This window comes from Streptomyces sp. NPDC031479, assembly GCF_055581065.1.
In genome coordinates, this window is record NZ_JBVIKC010000012.1 from 27,276 (window position 1) to 44,987 (window position 17,712).

The 17,712-nt window shown below is 69.5% G+C and carries 12 protein-coding genes, 1 tRNA gene and 2 pseudogenes; 9 read left to right on the top strand and 6 right to left on the bottom strand.

Annotated features, from left to right (window positions below):
- The first annotated feature begins 585 nt into the window (after positions 1 to 585).
- A complete protein-coding gene (locus ACZ5D2_RS15655; protein ID WP_468929603.1) occupies positions 586 to 1,659 on the top strand; it encodes a YihY/virulence factor BrkB family protein in 1,074 nt (357 codons plus the stop codon).
- A gap of 171 nt (positions 1,660 to 1,830) precedes the next feature.
- Positions 1,831 to 2,172: pseudogene (gene arr / locus ACZ5D2_RS15660) on the top strand (NAD(+)--rifampin ADP-ribosyltransferase); the annotation flags it as partial.
- Between the two features lie 568 nt (positions 2,173 to 2,740).
- Here the strand turns inward: arr and ACZ5D2_RS15665 are convergent.
- From ACZ5D2_RS15665 to ACZ5D2_RS15675, 3 genes are read right to left on the bottom strand one after another with little or no spacing between them, the layout of a single operon-like run.
- Positions 2,741 to 2,875: a hypothetical protein gene (locus ACZ5D2_RS15665; protein WP_331738494.1), complete on the bottom strand. Its 135-nt coding sequence runs from the start codon at positions 2,873 to 2,875 to the stop codon at positions 2,741 to 2,743.
- Entirely contained in the window at positions 2,872 to 4,197 is a 1,326-nt protein-coding gene (locus ACZ5D2_RS15670) for a sensor histidine kinase (protein WP_468929607.1), read from the bottom strand. Before ACZ5D2_RS15670 ends, ACZ5D2_RS15665 begins: the two co-directional genes overlap by 4 nt.
- Positions 4,194 to 4,868, bottom strand: a complete 675-nt coding sequence (locus ACZ5D2_RS15675; RefSeq protein WP_331738489.1) for a response regulator transcription factor — start codon at positions 4,866 to 4,868, stop codon at positions 4,194 to 4,196. Before ACZ5D2_RS15675 ends, ACZ5D2_RS15670 begins: the two co-directional genes overlap by 4 nt.
- Positions 4,869 to 5,062: 194 nt before the next feature.
- On the opposite strand from ACZ5D2_RS15675, the gene ACZ5D2_RS15680 reads away from it, so the two are divergent.
- Both ACZ5D2_RS15680 and ACZ5D2_RS15685 read left to right on the top strand, forming a co-directional pair.
- A complete protein-coding gene (locus ACZ5D2_RS15680) occupies positions 5,063 to 7,021 on the top strand; it encodes a glycoside hydrolase family 9 protein (protein ID WP_331738486.1) in 1,959 nt (652 codons plus the stop codon).
- A 922-nt stretch (positions 7,022 to 7,943) separates the two neighbouring features.
- Positions 7,944 to 8,885, top strand: coding sequence for an RICIN domain-containing protein (locus ACZ5D2_RS15685; protein WP_331738483.1), 942 nt, complete (start codon positions 7,944 to 7,946; stop codon positions 8,883 to 8,885).
- 1,494 nt (positions 8,886 to 10,379) lie between these two features.
- Here ACZ5D2_RS15685 and ACZ5D2_RS15690 read toward each other — a convergent pair.
- The gene (locus ACZ5D2_RS15690) at positions 10,380 to 11,228 is read right to left on the bottom strand and encodes an SDR family NAD(P)-dependent oxidoreductase (RefSeq protein ID WP_331738480.1); all 849 of its coding nucleotides are present in this window, start codon (positions 11,226 to 11,228) and stop codon (positions 10,380 to 10,382) included.
- A gap of 104 nt (positions 11,229 to 11,332) precedes the next feature.
- Between ACZ5D2_RS15690 and ACZ5D2_RS15695 the strand changes: the two genes are divergently transcribed.
- The 3 genes from ACZ5D2_RS15695 (at position 11,333) to ACZ5D2_RS15705 (ending at position 13,577) form a co-directional block, all read left to right on the top strand.
- Positions 11,333 to 11,944 carry a CGNR zinc finger domain-containing protein gene (locus ACZ5D2_RS15695; protein ID WP_331738477.1) on the top strand — a complete coding sequence of 204 codons (612 nt, stop codon included), beginning with the start codon at positions 11,333 to 11,335 and terminating at the stop codon, positions 11,942 to 11,944.
- 439 nt (positions 11,945 to 12,383) lie between these two features.
- Positions 12,384 to 12,845 carry a hypothetical protein gene (locus tag ACZ5D2_RS15700; protein WP_468929614.1) on the top strand — a complete coding sequence of 154 codons (462 nt, stop codon included), beginning with the start codon at positions 12,384 to 12,386 and terminating at the stop codon, positions 12,843 to 12,845.
- Positions 12,846 to 13,503: 658 nt separating this feature from the next.
- Positions 13,504 to 13,577, top strand: a tRNA-Met gene (locus tag ACZ5D2_RS15705).
- 274 nt (positions 13,578 to 13,851) lie between these two features.
- On the opposite strand, the gene ACZ5D2_RS15710 is transcribed toward ACZ5D2_RS15705, so the two are convergent.
- Entirely contained in the window at positions 13,852 to 14,256 is a 405-nt protein-coding gene (locus ACZ5D2_RS15710) for an STAS domain-containing protein (protein WP_331738471.1), read from the bottom strand.
- 319 nt (positions 14,257 to 14,575) lie between these two features.
- Between ACZ5D2_RS15710 and ACZ5D2_RS15715 the strand changes: the two genes are divergently transcribed.
- On the top strand, positions 14,576 to 16,096 hold the full coding sequence (locus tag ACZ5D2_RS15715) for a sensor histidine kinase (RefSeq protein WP_331738466.1): 1,521 nt from the start codon (positions 14,576 to 14,578) through the stop codon (positions 16,094 to 16,096).
- Entirely contained in the window at positions 16,093 to 16,788 is a 696-nt protein-coding gene (locus ACZ5D2_RS15720) for a response regulator transcription factor (protein WP_331738463.1), read from the top strand. The genes ACZ5D2_RS15715 and ACZ5D2_RS15720 overlap by 4 nt, the downstream gene beginning before the upstream one ends.
- A gap of 84 nt (positions 16,789 to 16,872) precedes the next feature.
- Here ACZ5D2_RS15720 and ACZ5D2_RS15725 read toward each other — a convergent pair.
- Positions 16,873 to 17,466 (bottom strand): annotated as a pseudogene (locus ACZ5D2_RS15725) (phosphatase PAP2 family protein); the annotation flags it as partial.
- Between the last annotated feature and the right edge of the window lie 246 nt (positions 17,467 to 17,712).

A 17,712-nucleotide genomic window follows, 5' to 3' on the forward strand; every position in this document is an offset into this window, starting at 1 on the left:
AGGGACACGCGCCGTTCGTGCCGCGCCATGCCGGATGCCACGCTCAGGATGATCACCAGCCCCATCACACCGACGAACGACAAGAGAAGACGACACCGCGTGAACCGGCGCACACTCCGGCCGACACCGACAGTTCCTCCGCAGAAGACCGCGTGGTACGCCGTCCCCGTGCCGAGCCGGAACACCCCGGTGGTGACGACAGCTCGATGCGGCAGCCTCGCAGGCCGAGCCCGCCGACCAGCAGAATCCACATCCTGAACCAGAAGAAGCCGACGGGATGCGTCGGCGGACCGCGTTGACCCGGATGCCACGGCGGCTGAACCCGACCGGGCGAGGTGATCGTGTCGCCCGCTGTAGTCCGCGCACACGTTTCCCGGCGAGGTCCTCGCCGCTGCGTGTGCTGCTCCCGACCGACGGGTACGCCCTCGTCGGCCTCACCAGGTTGTGTCTCCTGTCGGCCTGTGGCGCGGACTCGCGGCCACTGGAGCGGGGCGCCGCGCGGCGGGTGGACCCGGCCGGCAGTTCCGACTCGTGGGTGAAGTGCCCGGCACGTTTGCGGAGGATTCGACGGGACACTCGCCTGGTATGGAGGACACCCCGGCTCCCTCGAACAGGGACATGTGCGATGACAGCCGTAGGCCCGGCCCGGAAGCGGGCCCCGAGCAGCCCGCCCACGGCCCCGGCCCCGGCCCCGAACCCGACGTCGAGCACGAGGCTCCCGACGACCCCACGGACCTCCCGAAGAAGTCCTGGTCAGCGGTGCTGAAGCGGACACTGAAGGAGTTCCAGGGCGACGAGCTGGCCGATCGGGCCGCCGCACTGACCTACTACAGCGTGCTGTCCCTCTTCCCCGCCCTTCTGGTGCTGGTGTCGCTGCTCGGCGTGGCCGGCGCATCCACCACCCAATCCGTCCTGGACGACCTCCAGCGGCTGGCCCCGGGCGCCGCGCGTGACGTCGTTTCGGGCGCGGTCCGCCAGCTCCAGGGCGGTCCGGGCACCGGGTCGGTGCTGGCGGTGGCCGGCCTGATCGCCGCGGTGTGGTCCGCCTCCGGATACGTCGCGGCGTTCATCCGTTCCTCGAACGCCGTCTACGACATACCCGAAGGCCGACCGGTGTGGAAGGTGCTGCCCCTGAGGCTGGCCCTCACCGCCGCCCTGATGGTCATGGCGACGGTCAGCGCCCTGATCGTGGTCTTCACCGGCAGCCTCGCCCGCCGCGCGGGAGGCGTCCTCGGGCTCGGCGAAACGGCGGTCACCGTGTGGTCGGTCGCGAAATGGCCCGTGCTGGTACTGCTGATCACCGTCATGATCGCCGTGCTGTACTGGGCGGCTCCGAACGCCAAGGGACGCGGCTTCCGCTGGGTCACCCCAGGCAGTTTCCTCGCGCTGGTGATCTGGTTGGCCGCCTCCGCCGGATTTGCCCTCTACGCGGCCAACTTCGGCTCGTACAACAAGACGTACGGCACGCTCGCAGGCGTGATCGTCTTCCTGATCTGGCTGTGGATCAGCAATCTCGCCATCCTCCTCGGCCTGGAATTCGACGCCGAGATGAGCCGCGAACGCGCCATCGTCGGCGGACTGCCCGAGCAGGAAGAGCCGTACGTGGAGCCGCGCGACACCCGCGAGTGGAACGAAAAGGAGAAGCGGCGTGCCATGTGACCGGCCCGGAGCCGCTCGCTCACCGTGTGGCCCGGCCGCGGGCGGCGCGTCGCCGCGCCGGGATCGGGGGCCTGGCCCGTATGGAGAGCGCGCAGGCTGTCGCAGGCCGCGCACGGGACCGGGCGCCGACCCGGTATGTGATCTTGCTGTCGCTGGTGTGATCACGGCCCCGGCACAACAGCCGAGCTACAGGTCGGCGATCGCCTCACCGCGGGTTTCCGTTCCAACTACCGGCCCGACATCGTGATGAACCACATCTACTTCACCGCTTTGCGCGATGGCGCGGGACTCGCCGCCGAACTCGCCTCCGGCGAAGGGACCCCGCGAGTGTATGCCGTCGAACCGACCGGGGAGTTCGAGAACGGCCCCAACGTCACCGACAAGAAGTTCCCTGGCAATCCCACCCGCTCCTACCGCAGCAGGGATCCGCTCCTGATCGTCGGCGAGGTCACCGACTGGACGCGACAGATGCCCGAAGCTCTTCAGATGTGGCGAGACCGGCTGGCCACGATCCTCGGGCTCGCGGTCCAGAGCTGGATGTCGTCCATATCCTGGCCGCCGCCGGTGTCGTCGGGCTCCAGGTGCACGAAGTTCGAGGGGGTGGCACTCCAGGTACCGCCGAAGTCGACTCAGGGCATGCTGCGCGGCCCCGGCCGCGGGTAGGTCACCGTCGGCGGTGGTTGCTGGTGTCAGCGATGTAAGAGTCCTCGCCCTGGCTGCCGGTCACGGCCGTGACGGGCGTCGGATTGTAGGACCCGGCCGCGTCGCCCCCGTCATCCGCATACGAGGTGCCAGTCAAGGACAGGACTCCGCACTCAACGGCTCCAAGGCCAGGTTCGGGGGCTGCCTCGCACCGGCTGGATGCCGTGCGGCTCGAAGCGCTCGCCGGGCTCGGGGTGGAGTGGGCCGGCTCGTGACCCCCGCCGGGCAGGTCGGGCTTGGGGCGGAGCATGGCGGTGACGGTCTCGTTGACGGCCATGTGGGGTGGCCCCGCTGGAGCCCGCGCCGCGCGCGGTCGGGCCCATCTCTCAGTGAGAGGTGGGCTCGAACTCGTAGAAGGCGGTCTCCAGACCCTTGGTGGTCAGGTTCCGCAACGCGACTCCCCCGCCCGGGTGGTGCCTCCGTTCTCGGCGAGGCCGTGCTTGCGCAGATCGGAGAGCGCGCCCGCGTGCGAGGCGGTACGCGCGGTCTTCCGCTCCGAGGCCGTCGTCTTCATCGTGTGCCGGTAGGTCGGGTGCGGGAGCACGGAGCACCCTCACGCGGGAGCGAATGGCGTACTGATTCCTCATCCCTGGCGGGCTGTGGCAGGTGGAGTTCTGCCTGGAGGCCGCCGCCCGGCGCCGCGGCGAGGTGGGCGGTGCCGCCATGGAGGTCGGCGACCCATTTGACGATGGCGAGGCCGGTTCCGGTGCCGGTGCTGCCAGGCCCGGTGACGCGGCGTCGGAAGAGCCGTTCACGGTCCTTGGCCGGTACGCCGGGGCCGTGGTCCCGCACGACGACGCGCCCGTCGGTGACGTGGACGTGGACCGGTGTGCCGCCGCCGTGCCGCAGGGCGTTCTCGATCAGGTTGCGGACCGCCTGGGCGAGGAGGTCGGGGTCGCCGCAGACCACCACGGCCTCGGTGACGGCCGTGACGCCGGTGCTGTCGGGGAGTTCCGCAACGGCCTGTTCGACGAGCTGGTCGAGGCGCAGTGGGGTCATCTCGACCTCGTGTGTGCCGGCCTCGACCCTGGCCCGGACCAACAGGCCGGTGACCAGGCGGCCCATGCGGTCGACCAGCCTGACGGCCTCGTCCAGGGCCGAAGGTGCCCGGCTCGGCGAGGCGCTGCCGCCTTCCACCACCAGGCGCAGGGTGGCCAGCGGGGTGCGGAGCTCGTGGGCGGCCTCGGCCAGGAATTGTTCCTGCCGGTCGAGTCCCCGCAGCGCAGGTCGCATCGCCTGCCCGGACAGGAGGTGCCCGATGGCGGATGCGGCCGCCACCAGAGCCGCGCAGCTCAGGACGAGCCAGTGGATGAGCCGGTCGTGGGCGGCCTGGCTCTGTGTGGGGTCGGCTCCGACCAGCACTGCGGCGGCGATCTGGTCGTCGTCCCAGACGGGGGCAGCGGCCCACTGGGTCTCCCGGCCGCCGCTCTCGGTGGCGACCAGGACAGTCTCCTGATCGTGTTGCACCTGTTGCCAGATCTCGTCCAGGTCGGCCTGATGCGGCAGGGCGGAGCGCGGGACGGGGGTGTGGCGGATCTGGGGCCGGCCTGGTTCGGGTGCTTGGATGACGGCGAGCCGCTCGGAGCTCAGCGCCAAGTCGTCCTCGCGCAGGGCGTCAAGGTGCAGGATGCCTCGGTCGAAGTACACGGTGCGGGCGAGGCCGTCGGCCCTGCGGCTGACGCCGTTGTCGAGTTCGCTCTCGCGGGACTGGGCGTCGATGCGCACCGCCAGGACGGCGAGGATCAGCAGGCATAGGGACGTGGTCGCGGCGAAGAGCAGGGTCGTCGCCCACCGGGCGCGTTGCAGGCGCGCCAGCGCGGGGGTGCGCGGCGTCACAGCGCGTGAGCTGGATCGGCGAGCCGGTAGCCGACGCCGCGCACGGTCGAGATGATCTCGGGCGGCCCGAGTTTGCGGCGTAGCTGGCCTATGAGGACGTCGACGACGTTGGAGAGCGGTTCGGCGTGTTCGTCCCAGCAGCGTTCGATGAGGTCGGTGCGGCTGACCACCTCGCCGGCGCGCAGCATCAGGATCTCCAGGACGGCGAACTCTTTCGCGGTGAGGGTGAGCAGCACGCCCGCGCGCCGTACACGGCGGCGGGGCAGGTCGATTTCGAGGTCGCCCGCGTGGAGCTGGGGTAGGCGTGTGGGCTGCGCGCGGCGGCACAGGGTGCGTACGCGTGCGGTGAGTTCGGCGAAGGCGAACGGCTTGACGAGATAGTCGTCGGCACCATGTTCGAAGCCGGCGACGCGGTCGGTGACGGCGTCGAGGGCGGTGAGGAGCAGGACGGGGAGGGTGGAGCCCTGCTTGCGCTGGGCGGCGAGGAGGGTGAGGGCGTCGCCGTCGGGCAGGGTACGGTCCGCGATCAGGCAATCGTAGGTGTTGACCGCGAGTTTGAAGTCCGCGCCGGCGAGGTCGGCGGCGAAGTCGACGGCGAACCCCGCCTCGCGTAGGGCAGTGGTGATCACGGGGCCGAGGTCGGGGTCGTCTTCGAGGACAAGTACGCGCATGACGGGCGAGCCTAGTAGGTCGAAATGCTCTTCAACCCGGGGGTGGCGGCAGTTGCGGTGGTACGCCCGAAGTGTGGCTGTTCGAGAAGCCGGGCGGCGGAGGAAAGAGGATCACCGGCGCGGGGCGACCGGCGGGGCGGGAACCGATCGGTCGCCTCATGATCGCCTCATGAACCGGCTGACAGTCTGCGGGCATGGCAAGAATTCGCAAGCACGCACTCGGCATGACCGCGGCCGTCCTGGCCACCACCGTCCTCGCGGCGGGCTGCATCCAATCCGCGCAGGGAGCCGATGCCGACGACTCGGCGGGAGGCCCGCGGGCGGTGGTGCGCGTCGACCAGGTCGGCTACGCCCCAGCCGAAACCAAGCAGGCCTACCTGATGACCTCCGTCTCCGCCTCCAAGGCTTCCTTCACCGTCCGCGACGCGGACGGGAAGCAGGTCCTCAAGGGCAAGGTCGGCACGTCCACCGGCGGCTGGAACAGCAGGTACAAGGCCGTACACATCCTGGACCTGTCGCCTCTCACGGACCCGGGCGACTACCGGATCGAGGTCTCCGGGCCGGTCACGGCCACCTCCCCGACGTTCCGCATCGCCGCGGCGGACGAACTGTTCGGCAGACTCGTCCAGGACAACGTCCGCTTCTTCCAAGCCCAGCGCGACGGCGCCAACGTCATACCCACGCAGCTGCGACGCAAGCCCTCCCACCTGGCCGACCACCAAGCCACCGTCTACGACACGCCCGCATACGCCGACGACGAGACGGTGCTGACCGCTCCGCTCAAGCGCGTCGCGGGCCCGGTCGACGTCGAGGGCGGATGGAACGACGCCGGCGACTTCCTCAAATTCACCCACACCGCCTCCTACTCCACCGCGAGTCTCCTGCTCGCGCAGCGCACCACTCCGGCCGGCGGGAAGGAACTGGCGGCCGAGGCACGCCACGGGCTGGACTGGCTGGACAAGATGTGGGACGACCAGTCCCGCACCCTCTACCTCCAGGTCGGGCTCGGCAAGGGAGACTCCGACGACGGCAGCGGCAAGATCCGCTCCGACCATGACGTGTGGCGCCTACCGGAGGCGGACGACGCCCTGGACGTCAAGCCCGGCGACCCCGACTACCTGATCAAGCACCGGCCGGTCTTCCGTGCGGCATCCCCCGGCAAGCCGATCAGCCCCAACCTCGCCGGACGCGTCGCCGCCACCTTCGCCCTGGCCGCCCAGCTCGACGCCGCTGACGACCCCGAACGGGCCCACCACGAACTGGAGAAGGCCGCACACATCTACGCACTCGCAGACACCGACCCGGAAGACCAGCTGGTCACCGCCTTCCCTCACGGCTTCTACCCCGAGGCGTCCTGGCAGGACGACATGGAATTCGGCGCCACCCAGCTCGCCCTCGCCGGCCAAGCCCTCGGTGACGGCCGCGCCGCCGCCTGGACCAAGCAGGCCGCACACTGGGCCAAGCAGTACGTCACCTCGGACAGCCTCGGCACCCTCGGGCTCGGCGACGTCAGCGCCCTCGCCCACGCCGACCTCGCCCACCTCCTCGGCAGCAACGCCGCCGGCGCCGAAGTCACCCGCGAACAGCTCGTCGCCGACCTCAAGCGCCAGCTCGACGACGGCAGCACCCGCGCGGCCCGCGACCCGTTCCGCGCCGGCGCCGTCTACACCGACTTCGACTCCGTGCCCCACACCTTCGGCCTGGCCGCCACCGCCCAGCTGTACCAGCGCGTGACCGGCGACAGCCACTACGACGCCTTCGCCACCCAGCAGCGGAACTGGGCCTTGGGCGCCAACGCCTGGGGCTCCTCCTTCGTCATCGGCGCGGGCACCACCTTCCCGCACTGTCCCGAGCACCAGGCCGCCAACCTCGCCGGCAGCCTCAACGGCGAACGCGACATCCTCCTCGGAGGCGTCGTCAACGGCCCCAACGCCTCCGCCAAACTCAAGGACCTCAACTCCTTCCCCACCATGCGAAAGTGCCCGGAGGAACAGACCAACCCCTTCACCGTCTTCGACGGCCGCGGCGGCGGCTTCATGGACCACGTCGGCGCCTGGCAAACGGTCGAATCCGCAGACGACTTCACCGCCACCGCCCTGCTCGCCTTCACCCTCGCCGCCACACCCCATGAGGAGAACGACAAGGTCAACTGACGACACATGACCTCGCACTCCGTCGCGCGAGGAGCGGATGCGCCGAGCAGGCCGTCGAGCCCGCCGGACGCCGCTCTTCCTGTCGGTGGAGCCGCCGTGCCCGTGGTTTCCCTGTATTCCGAGCCGGCACTGACCAGACGAACGCCGCGCAGCGGGAACGCCGCCACCCGTACGCCGCCGTCGAAGAGCTGCCGGAAGCCCTGGCACCGGACGGGACCACGATCGTCGTGGGAGACCCGCGACAGATGCCGGTTCACATGTACGAGGACATGCGGTGCTCACTCTGCAAGGAGGTCGAGGTGACAGGTGCAGGCGCCTCGCTCCTGGAAATGACGCTGGGCAGGGAAGTGCGGACCGAGTACACCCTGTCCTCCGCCCTGGACGGCCGACTGGGCGGCACCGGCTCGAAGAAGGCCGCCCACGCTCCAGACGGCGTCACGAGTGGAGGGCCTGCGCGGGCCGGCGTTCGACTCCGCGGTCAGGGAAATGAAATACGCGGCCGTCTGGATGGCCGGCTACCGCTGACGTCCCACCCCGGGCACCCCGCCCACGGCCTACGGCACGCCGCGCTTGCCGATCCAGGCGGCAAACGTGAGCCGAATGGGTTCCGAATGATTCCCATGCCGACTTGCGAACCCAAAATGGAGTGAGACTCTGGAAGTGGTCCGTGCCAACAGGTAATCCCACACCAATGGTGGTCCACGTGCCCCCGCGCAGGTGCACTGTCGGGCGAGGCGAAGGGCCACCTCTACTGCGTGCCTGATTTCGTCGGCCGGGCGCCCTGGTGCATCCTCGCGGCAAATATGCTTCGACTGTAGAAGCTTGGTCGCATAGATGTGAGCAGAGCCTTACGGCCCCCCGCGCGCCGCGCTTTCCAGTATGACCCGCCCTCATGGGGCGGAAGCCAACAGCAGGTACAGTCATGACGGGAAATGAGCAGAAGAGGAACGCCTTCACCCTTCGGTCCCCGGTCAGGAATGCCGTACTCCTGGTAGGTGCCATTGCCCTTGCGGTCGCACCATGGGGCGATGCCGCAGGCTCGACATCGTCAGCCAGTAGTCGGCCTGCGCGCATCCCTGCGCGCGTCCCCGACACCTGCGTCGAGGGAGCCAAATGGCGGCTGACCACGCACGTCGACCATGTCTGCCTCGCGGCGTCACGGCAAAGCTACGTCAACTGGGAAAACTTTCAAGGCCAATTCCTACGCGATGCGAGCACCAGCAACGGATGCAAGTCGGGTTACATGCCCCGCGAGGCAGTGCCCGGGGACAAAGTCTGCGTCACGTCCGCTGAGCGGGATGAAGCGCAACGGGATGCCGAACGGGCACCCAGTTACTGGCAGGCAACGGCGGACCGTGCCATTTGGGGAAACCTTGTCCCGATCCCGTTCGTGTGGGACAAGCGTTATTCGATTCAGAGTGACTACACACGTGAAGGAAATGGTCAGCACAGACTCGCAGTGGACACCGGGGGAAAATTCGGGGATGCGGCGAGTGTGATCCTTTCGTCTCAAGGGTCGAATCACACTCGATATTGGTTCAGGACGCAGCGCACGCGGGACGGGAGCGCCTACCGCAATAGATTCGAGATTGTGGCAGCAGGCAGCGGGAAGTGCCTGGACGTGGTGGGGGCCCGGACTCATGACGGGGCTAGGGTCGTTGAATATGGCTGCACTGGTAACGCCAATCAGCGGTGGTATCTTGAGCGCCGTGCAGACAACAAGTGGCAGATTCGCAATTGGAACAGCGACAAGTGCCTCGACGCCCACAACCCGGACGTGAACAACCCCCCTCCGCAAGGAACCCATCTCCAGCAGTGGACCTGCCTCGGCAATATGAATCAGGCCTGGCGGATCCTGCTTTGACGCGGGGAAGACGGCCGTGAGGGACATCCAGCCTCGGTAGTTGCCTGGGTCGCACCTCATGGCCGCGCTGTTTTGACGAGCTGTCCGTTCTCGTAGAGGGCTGCCCGGCAGTCGAGGCGCCGGATGATGTGCCGGGACCTGCGTCAGGACCGGCCCAGGACGCGGGTGAGGCCGGCAACGAGAGTGGTGGCGAGCGGCCAGCCAAGCGCCCGCGAGGGCGGGGCGGTAGCCGTAACCCGCGACGACGTCTTGCAGCCAGTCCCAGATCTTGGTCGGCCACGGCAGCGTCGTGCGGTGGTGACGGTGTTCGGCCCGGAGCACACGCCGGGCTTCGCTGTCGTGGCCGAGGACTCGGTAGGAGGCTGCCAGTTGCTCGTAGGGCTGCGGGCGGTATTGGCCTGCGAGGTTTTCCCTGAGCCAGGACAGTCGAAGGGTCGTCGAGCGCGGAGGCAGCGGGGTGAGCCTCTGGTAGGCCAGTGCGTCCAGTTCCAGCAGGGGACCTCCTTGCGGACGGTCGAGGAGCGTGCCCACTGAGGCGCCCCGCAGGGATATGGAGCTGGTGTCAGACCTTGCGGTGTCGATGTCGGATTGCCGTAGGTCGATCCGTTGATCCGGGCGCCGGCCAGGGAAACGAACCTGCCCACGGAGAGGCCGTGGCGGCCGTTGAACCATGATCCGATCGTGAGGAGGTTCCCGTTGATCCAGCCGCCGACCCGCGCGCGGTCGAGGTTGAGGTCGATCGTGATGTCGCTGCCCTGGACCCAGACGTTGCCCTCCACCACGGCGTCGCGCATGTCCAGGCCGGGACAGCGCAGTGCTTCGGCACTGAGCTCCGGCAGAGATGATCCGCAGAGAGAGACGCTGAGACTCGTGGCGTGCCGAAGGCTCAGGACACCGGAGAAGGAACAGACCTCACAATGGATCTCGCAGTCGATGATCGCCGAGGTCAGGTCAAGCTCACCGGTCACCCGTGCACCCGCGAGACGCAGTGCGCGCACCCTTCCGGGAGGTGCGGCCGGACCGGCGAGCAGGAGAACGGCGATCACCGCCCCTCTCACCTGCCGCTCGGTGCCCCCACGTACTCCCGTTGCCCGGGTCGTCATCAGCCGCGACACCCGTCCTCAGGTCCAGCATGTCGCCGGACCGGAAGGCAGACCACAGACGGCGCTCGGGAGCAGTCCAGTCAACGGGAGGGGACGAAGTGTCGGGCTCTGGGCGGCTGGCCATGCCTTCTTGTACCGGAACCCGTCCGCCCACGCCAGGTGCCGTGCAACCACGGTCATGACGTCGTCCCTGTCTCGTGCCGGACAGCGCCCCGAGGCGGCGGCCGTTGCGTTGAGCTTGGAGATCATTTCCAGGGCTCCAGGTCGGATGGCCGTCGGCGGGGTGTGCAGTGGGCTCGGTTCGGGCGCTGTGTTCGGGCTGGGCGTGTGCGGATTGCGTCGCCGAGGGGGCCTCGGCTGTCAGCACCGAGGCCCCCTGCGGGACGTGCGATCACGCGTCGACGGCGTCGGTCACACGATTCCAGTTGTCCAGGTCTGCGGTGCGGGCTTCCAGGGCGGCGCGCATGCCGGTGGCGCTTGAGGTGCCGAGTGCCAGGCGCAGCGGGGGGTTGGGGCTGTCGACCGCGGTTCGGATGCCTTCGGCGATCCGGGCTGCGGAGGAGAACGCGGACGCGGGTAGTTCCCCGATGCCCTTGTGGACCTCGCGGACGGTCTGGTCGTAGTCGTCGAGGCCGGCCGCGACGTCGAGGTTGGACAGGAACGGGGTGGCGGTCATTCCGGGCTGGATGATCGTGACATTGATGCCGAGCGGTATGACCTCGGCCGCCAGTGCGTCCGACAGTCCCTCGACGGCGTACTTGGTCGCGGCCAGAAGTCCCACGCCGGGGTGGGCGGACTGCCCGTAGATCGAGGAGCCCTGGAGGATGTGTCCGGATCGCTGGGCGCGGAGTACCGGCAGCGTCGCGCGGAGCACGTTGAGTACGCCGAAGACGTTGGTGTCGAACACGGCGCGGACTTGCGCGTCGGAGGCTTCCTCGACGGCTCCGAAGAGCCCGTAGCCGGCGTTGTTGGCCACCACGTCGATGCGGCCGAACCGCGAGAGCGTGCGCTCCACCGCTTCCCGGACGGCCTGCTCATCGCGCACGTCTGCCGGGATGAGGAGCAGGCGGTCGCCGTGCTCTTCGGTCAGTTCTTCCAGGGAAGCGGTGTCGCGGGCGATCGCCGAGACGACATCGCCGTTCTCCAGTGCCTGGAGGGTCAGTGCGCGGCCGATGCCGGAGGTCGCGCCGGTGATGAGCCAGGTGCGGGGGCTGATCTGCTGGTTTGAAGTTCCGTTCATGTTGCGACCGTAAGCGGTTAGCTCATAACGCGTCAAGCGTGGTGGCGCTACACGTTGCCTGTTAGGCGACTTAGTGCCTCGTCTTGCTGATGTAGGGTGGGGTGATGAGCAGTGCTGCAGCCGAATCCGCGAAACCCAGTTCCCGCACCGTCATGCCCGCGGTGGAGACCGTGCTCGCGTTCGTGAACACGCGCGCGGACGGAGGCGGACGGCGGGAGCTGTTCGGGGACGGGCACTCGTTCGCGGCGTGGCTCGCGGAGCACGACGAGTTCGGCGGCGAGACCGTGGCGACCGACGCCGACGCCGCGGCCGCACGCGAGCTGCGTGACGCCCTGGTGACCCTGCTGCTCGCGCACTCGGGGGAAGAGGAGAGCCTGGGCGAGCCACTCCAGCACGCCGAGCAACACCTGCGGCGGGCAGGTGCGCTCTACCCGCTGGCGACGGTGGTCACAGCCCGTGGTGTCGAGCTGGCGTCGCCGCAGGCAGGGGTGCCAGGTGTGTTCGGAACCGTACTGGCCGCGGTGACGACCTTCGCGCAGACCGGCGACTGGGGCCGCATCAAGGCGTGCCGCAACCCCCCGTGCCATTTCGGTTTCTTCGACCGCACTCGCAACGGGGCAGGGCTGTACTGCAGTACCGGCTGCGGCTCCCAGGTGTCCATGCGCAATTACCGCCAACGGCAGCGCCGGGAGAGTGAGGCACCGCCCGAGGCGTGAGGCCGCGGCCCTACGGGTCGCCTCGAAGCCGTGATCGCCCGCGCCTGCCGGCCGCAGCATGAACATCGAGGAACGCGCAGTCCTCCTGTTCCTTCAACGCCGGCGGTGGCACCGATTGCAAGGACTGCCTGGTGCCGAGGTTCGGCCCGTATTCGCTTTCGTTGATCGGTCCATATTGTGGTGTGTTCATCATTGAAGGGTGCGCGGAACGAGGTCTCCTGACTTGCGATCAGGATCCAGGAGTGCTGGCCTTGAATTGATGGCGGCAAGTAATGACGGCATGACAACGGAAATACCGAGGGCCCGAATGCTTAGCGCTCGCTCGGCTGCGAACAGGGAGTGAAGACGAGCCTCCCTCCCGCCCCCTTGGGGAAGGTGACTGGACGCGCCGTGTGCCCGCTGGACGCCCCGTGCCGCCATCCCGCCAAGGAGGTGCACGATGACACATGTCTCTTCTCCCGGCAGCTCCCTGCACCGGATCATGGCCTTGTTCGTGACGGCCGCCATGACGCTGTCCCTCTCGGTCACGGTTACGTTCATCTCGGCGAAAAGCGCATCCGCCTTGTGTATCGCAAATGACTTCTCGGGAAGATGGCGTTCATCAGACAGCAGGCTGAGCCGCATCGATGTGTGGCCCGGAGAGGACTGCCAGCTTTACGCGAAAGCCTGGTCCAGATGCGAGGGCGACGCCTCGCATGACTGTAGTTGGAGCAGGAGGGCGAACGAGCTGCAGAGTACCCCGGACAGGAACTTCCGGTTCTTCACCCAGGGATGGAACAACGCGACGGAGGTGGTGCAACTGCACCTGAAGAGCAAGTCCCGCTTGGCGGCGTGGGACAGCACGGATTACAACTCCGGCACGAGGGACAGCTTCTGGGTACAGATGGTCAAGGACCGTTGATCGTGCCTGTCCGGTGGGGGTTCACGCAGCTCGTGACGGGGTTGGCTGTGTGGTCGACAGTTTTGCCCCGTGAACGGAGCGCGGCCGGGCCGGCGCGGTGCCGGTGGTGTGATGGTGGTCGGTGAGGACGTGGGCGACCGGTTCGAGTACACCACCACGGAGTTGATCGTGCGCATGCTCACGGACCCCCAGCACCGCTCCACCGGTCCCCGCCGACTACACGTCACATTGGTTCGTCCCCGAAGGCAGTCCCTATCGGCTTGTTCCGCGCGGGCTCAGCTGCGGGGACTCGTGTTCCAGGCATCGATGCGCAAGAAATTGAGGGCCGCCGCCGTGCACTGGTGTTGACCGTCAGGTTGCGCAGGGTTTGGCCCCGAAGGAGAGGCCGAAGTGTCACCTCAAGGAGCCCGCATCGGCTTGCCGGGCCGGCGGCAGCGGGCCGTGTCCTGGACAAGAGGTCAGCGGCCGGGACCGCCGTCGAAGGGGACCCCGGACAGGGGGGTCCTGCTGGAGAAGTTCTGGTTCTCGGTCTCCCGTGCCGAGCAGCGCACCCGCTTCGCGATCCGCCGGCCGCGCATCGTCGGCGCCGCCGGACACCTGAGGACGTCATCACTTGGCAGGAGAGGGCCCGGCGGTGCCGTAGAGTGGGGTTCACCGACGCGGGGTGGAGCAGCTCGGTAGCTCGCTGGGCTCATAACCCAGAGGTCGCAGGTTCAAATCCTGTCCCCGCTACTGAAGGCAGAAGGCCCCCGGATCCTTGAGGATCCGGGGGCCTTCTGCCTTGTCCGCCGTGTGTTGCATCAGCCGACACGGCCCCCGGCCCGGGGAGCAGGCCGGGGCCGCCATCGGGGTCGCCCACCAGCCATCCGGCATCCGCGTCTTCCTGGCCGCAGCCGGGCTGGAGAACGCCGAGGACGCCGACCTCACCGACCCCGGCTTCGTGGAATGGCGAGGCGCCGGCCCCGGGGACTGGGAACCGTCTGTGCGAGCACCGGACCCGGCCGTGTTAGACGCCGGACAGCCACCCGGCACCGAAATCCGAGGCGTCTCGTGCGCGCTGCGCCCGCTCCTCGATCAGCCGGCGAAAGCCCGCCACAGCGTACCTCTCGCCAGTGGCCGCGTGGCGTCCGCGGATACCTGCGACGTCGGCCATGAGCTGCTGGGGCTGGGGCTGCCAGCCGACGACCAGGACGCGCAGGCCCAGGCTCTCCGCCCGCCGGTGCAGGGCCAGGAGTTGCAGGAGGCCGTCGGCGTCCATGGACACCGTGCCGTGCAGGTCGACCATGAGGTCCCGCTCGGCAGAGGTGACATCGTCCAGCACCCGCTGGAGCGCAGCGCCCCCGTCCTCGTCGAGTGTCCCGTTGACGCTGACCAGGACCGTGCCGTAACGCTGGACGTGCGTGGTGATCAACGCGCTCTCCTCCCGCCGGGGCACCGGGGCCCTCGGCCTCCCCATCCTGGCGCGGCGTTCCCCGATGCGGATGCGAGGCACGCTGACGCTCCGGCGCACAACCTGGACCCTGCGGCTGTGCGACCTTGACCGCCGGTTGGCCGGCCTGACGAGGCCTTGGCTTCGCGCCGCGCCGCACCGCAAGTGCGACTGATTGCCCATCATGGTGGTCAAGCAGTCCTTGATCCGGCCTGCTCGGCAAGAGGCATGGGATCCCGGGCCTGCGGTAGTGGACCTTCGTCGGTGCCGCGGGGGCGCGGAGTTCCGTAGGGTCGCGTTCGTGAGAACACTGATCACCAAGGCCCGGGTGCCGGCACCGGTACTGTCCGCAGGCCTCTTCATCGGGGCGGTGGCGGCCGTTGGCACAGGTGTCGCCACCCTGTGGTGGGGCGTACCGGCGGCGGTCTGCGCCTTCCTCGCGGGCTGGCAGCCGGGGCGGAACCGGAGCGCGGGGGCGGCCTTGGCCGCAGTGCTCGCGGCCGCTGTTGTGGCTGTGCTGCTGGTGCCGGCGTGGCTGGGCTGGGCGAGCCGGTTCGTCGGGTTGTTGCTCGTGGCGGCGCTGCTGCCGTGGTTCGCGGGCCGGTTCCTGCGCCAGTCCCGCGAACTGGTGCGGGCCGGGTGGGAGCGGGCCGCGCGGCTGGAGCGGGAACAGCATCTGGTCGCCGAGCAGGCCCGGTTGCGCGAGCGGACCCGGATCGCGCAGGACATGCATGACCTCCTCGGCCACGACCTCAGCCTCATCGCCCTGTCCGCGGGGGCACTGAAACTGGCCCCCGGCCTTTCTGAGGACCACAGGGCCACCGCCCGGGACATCCGCGCCAGGGCGGGAGCCGCCGTGGACCGGCTCGGCGAGGTGATCGGTGTCCTGCGCGAGCCGTCGGATCTGGCTCCGGGGTCCGAAATCGGAACTGGGCTCAGCGAACCCGGCGCCGGGCTCACCGAACTCGAACGCCTGGTGGACCGGGCGGCCGCGGCGGGGCTCGACGTCCGGCTGCGTGTGGAAGGCGAAGCGGCTGCAGGTGACGCCCTGCTGGTCGTCGAGCGGGCCGTGCAGCGCGTCGTCCAGGAGGGGCTGACGAACGTTGCCAAGCACGCGCCCGGGCACCAGGCGACCGTCGTCGTCCGGCACGTCGAAGGACGGACCGAGGTCAGTGTGACGGACGAGCCGGTGTCCACCGTGTCTGCGGCCCATCATGACCACGCCGCCCGTCCCGAACACGGGTCCTGGGATTCCGCATCCGGCGAGGGCCACCGCTTCGGGCTCATCGGCCTGGATGAACGCGTCCGACTGGCCGGGGGCACGTTCACATCCGGCCCCGAGCGCGGCGGGTTCGCCGTCCGGGCCAGGCTCCCGCACCGTCCCGGGGCCGTGCCCCCGCCGCGCCGCGCCGAGCCCGATGATCCTGGTGACGTACTGCCTCCCGAGCACCACAGTGCCCGTCGCCGGCTGGGCCGTACCGCCGCCGCGGCCGTCCTGGTGCCGCTGTGCACCACCGCGTTGCTCATCGGCGGGGTGCGGGCGTGGGACACCGTGACGGCACGGCAGTCGGTACTCGCCCCCCAGGACTACGCCCTTCTGCACATCGGCCAGCCACGCGCGGACGTGGCGCCGTACCTGCCCGAGCGCCAGACGACCCGCCGTCCCGCAGCGCCCACGCCCGCACTGCAGGATGCGGCCTGCGAGTTCTACGTACAGACCGGCGACCCCTTCGACGACCGCTCGGGGGACATCTACCGTCTCTGCTTCCGGGCCGGCCGCCTGGTCTCCACCGACACCTACACCGGGAAGGCCGTCCGATGATCCGGATCCTGATCGCCGACGACGAGCCCATGATCCGCGCGGGCGTCCGCGCAGTCCTCGCCACCGACCCCGGCATCACCGTCGTCGCCGAGGCAGCCGATGGCCACCAGGCGGTGGAGCTGGTCCAGCGCCACCGCCCGCAGGTGGCCGTCCTCGACATCCGGATGCCGGGGACCGGCGGTCTGGAAGCCGCCGCCGAGATACGGAGGACCGTCCCCGGAACGGGGATCGTGATGCTGACGACCTTCGGCGAGGACGAGTACATCCTGCGGGCCCTGAGCGAAGGTGCCGCTTGCTTCCTGATCAAGTCCGGCGAGCCGGAGGAGCTGATCACCGGTATCCGGGCGGTTGCCGACGGCGCCGCCTACCTGTCACCGAAGGTCGCGGCACGGGTCGTCGCGCATCTCGCCGCCGGCGGTGCGGGCGCCCAGGCCGGCCGACGTTCCGCGGCCCGCGCCCGCGTCGAGGCACTGACGGCCCGGGAGCGGGACGTGCTCGGCTTCCTCGGCAGCGGGTTCTCCAACGGGCAGATCGCGCGCCGCCTGCGCCTGGCGGAGGGGACGGTGAAGGCCCACGTCAGCTCGATCCTCGCCCGCCTCGGCGTCGACAACCGGGCCGCGGCGGCCGTGGTCGCGCACGAGGCCGGCGTGGTCCCGGTGCCGTCCGACCGGCTGACGTACGAGGAAAGCTGACACCGCCCTTACGGCAGTCGGCAGTACGAGGAGCCACACCGTCGCCACGGCCGTTGCACCGACCGCCGTGCCCGCCAGGACGTCGTGCGGATAGTGCACCCCGACCAGCACCCGCAACAGGGCGGCCGCCCCGGCCACCGGCAGCACCAGGACCGCGAGCCGAGGACGTACCAAGATCACACCAACCGCCAACGCCACTGCCAGGGTGGCGTGGTTGCTGGGGAACGACCAGTCGCCCGGCTCGGGACACGATGCGAGGGCCGAGACCCCTGGCAGGGCCCGGCACGGACGTTCCTCGGCGACGAGGAGTTTGATCGCCTCACTGAGCCCGTAGGCGACGACCGTCCCGGCGGCGGCCACTGCCACCCCGGCCAGGCCCGGCGCGTCTCGGCGGCGAAGGGCGCTCCAGCCGACGCAGGCCATGAGCAGGCCCAGGAGCAGCAAAGTGCCCTCGCTCGCCGCTTCCAGGGCGGTCTCCGCCCAGGCCGGCCCGTCCGCCACGCTCCCGGTCAGCGCCCGGTAGGTCCTCGCCGAGAGGCCCGCTGTGACGTGCACCGGTTCGTCCGTGCCCAGTGTGCCGTCGGGTGCCGGCCAGACCACGGCCGCTGCCCCCGCCCCGGCCGACGCGACCGCCACCGGCAGTCGCCGACCCCACCCGTACCGCTTGATCGATTCCATGCAGCCGACGGTAGGAACACCGTCGGCCGGGGGCCCTGGCCGAAGGACAGCCCGGTACCCCGACGATCGTCAGGGTTGACCGGTACGGGGACACGGGCCCTTTCGGGACCGCGGGCCGACTCGCCGGAGTCGTCGGAGTCGCCGGACTCGCCGGACTCGCCGGAGTCGCCGGTCCGGCACCTGTCCCGCGGGACTCGGGCCGGATCAGCGGCAGCACGCGTCGGCCGTACCGCCACCACCGCCCTC

What these genes read in the sequence shown, in the direction of transcription:
- ACZ5D2_RS15655 (WP_468929603.1), top strand. Translation starts at nt 586, where the DNA reads ATGGAGGACACCCCGGCTCCCTCGAACAGGGACATGTGCGATGACAGC.
- ACZ5D2_RS15665 (WP_331738494.1), bottom strand. Translation starts at nt 2,875, where the DNA reads ATGAAGACGACGGCCTCGGAGCGGAAGACCGCGCGTACCGCCTCGCAC.
- ACZ5D2_RS15675 (WP_331738489.1), bottom strand. Translation starts at nt 4,868, where the DNA reads ATGCGCGTACTTGTCCTCGAAGACGACCCCGACCTCGGCCCCGTGATC.
- ACZ5D2_RS15680 (WP_331738486.1), top strand. Translation starts at nt 5,063, where the DNA reads ATGGCAAGAATTCGCAAGCACGCACTCGGCATGACCGCGGCCGTCCTG.
- ACZ5D2_RS15685 (WP_331738483.1), top strand. Translation starts at nt 7,944, where the DNA reads ATGACGGGAAATGAGCAGAAGAGGAACGCCTTCACCCTTCGGTCCCCG.
- ACZ5D2_RS15690 (WP_331738480.1), bottom strand. Translation starts at nt 11,228, where the DNA reads ATGAACGGAACTTCAAACCAGCAGATCAGCCCCCGCACCTGGCTCATC.
- ACZ5D2_RS15695 (WP_331738477.1), top strand. Translation starts at nt 11,333, where the DNA reads ATGAGCAGTGCTGCAGCCGAATCCGCGAAACCCAGTTCCCGCACCGTC.
- ACZ5D2_RS15700 (WP_468929614.1), top strand. Translation starts at nt 12,384, where the DNA reads ATGACACATGTCTCTTCTCCCGGCAGCTCCCTGCACCGGATCATGGCC.
- ACZ5D2_RS15720 (WP_331738463.1), top strand. Translation starts at nt 16,093, where the DNA reads ATGATCCGGATCCTGATCGCCGACGACGAGCCCATGATCCGCGCGGGC.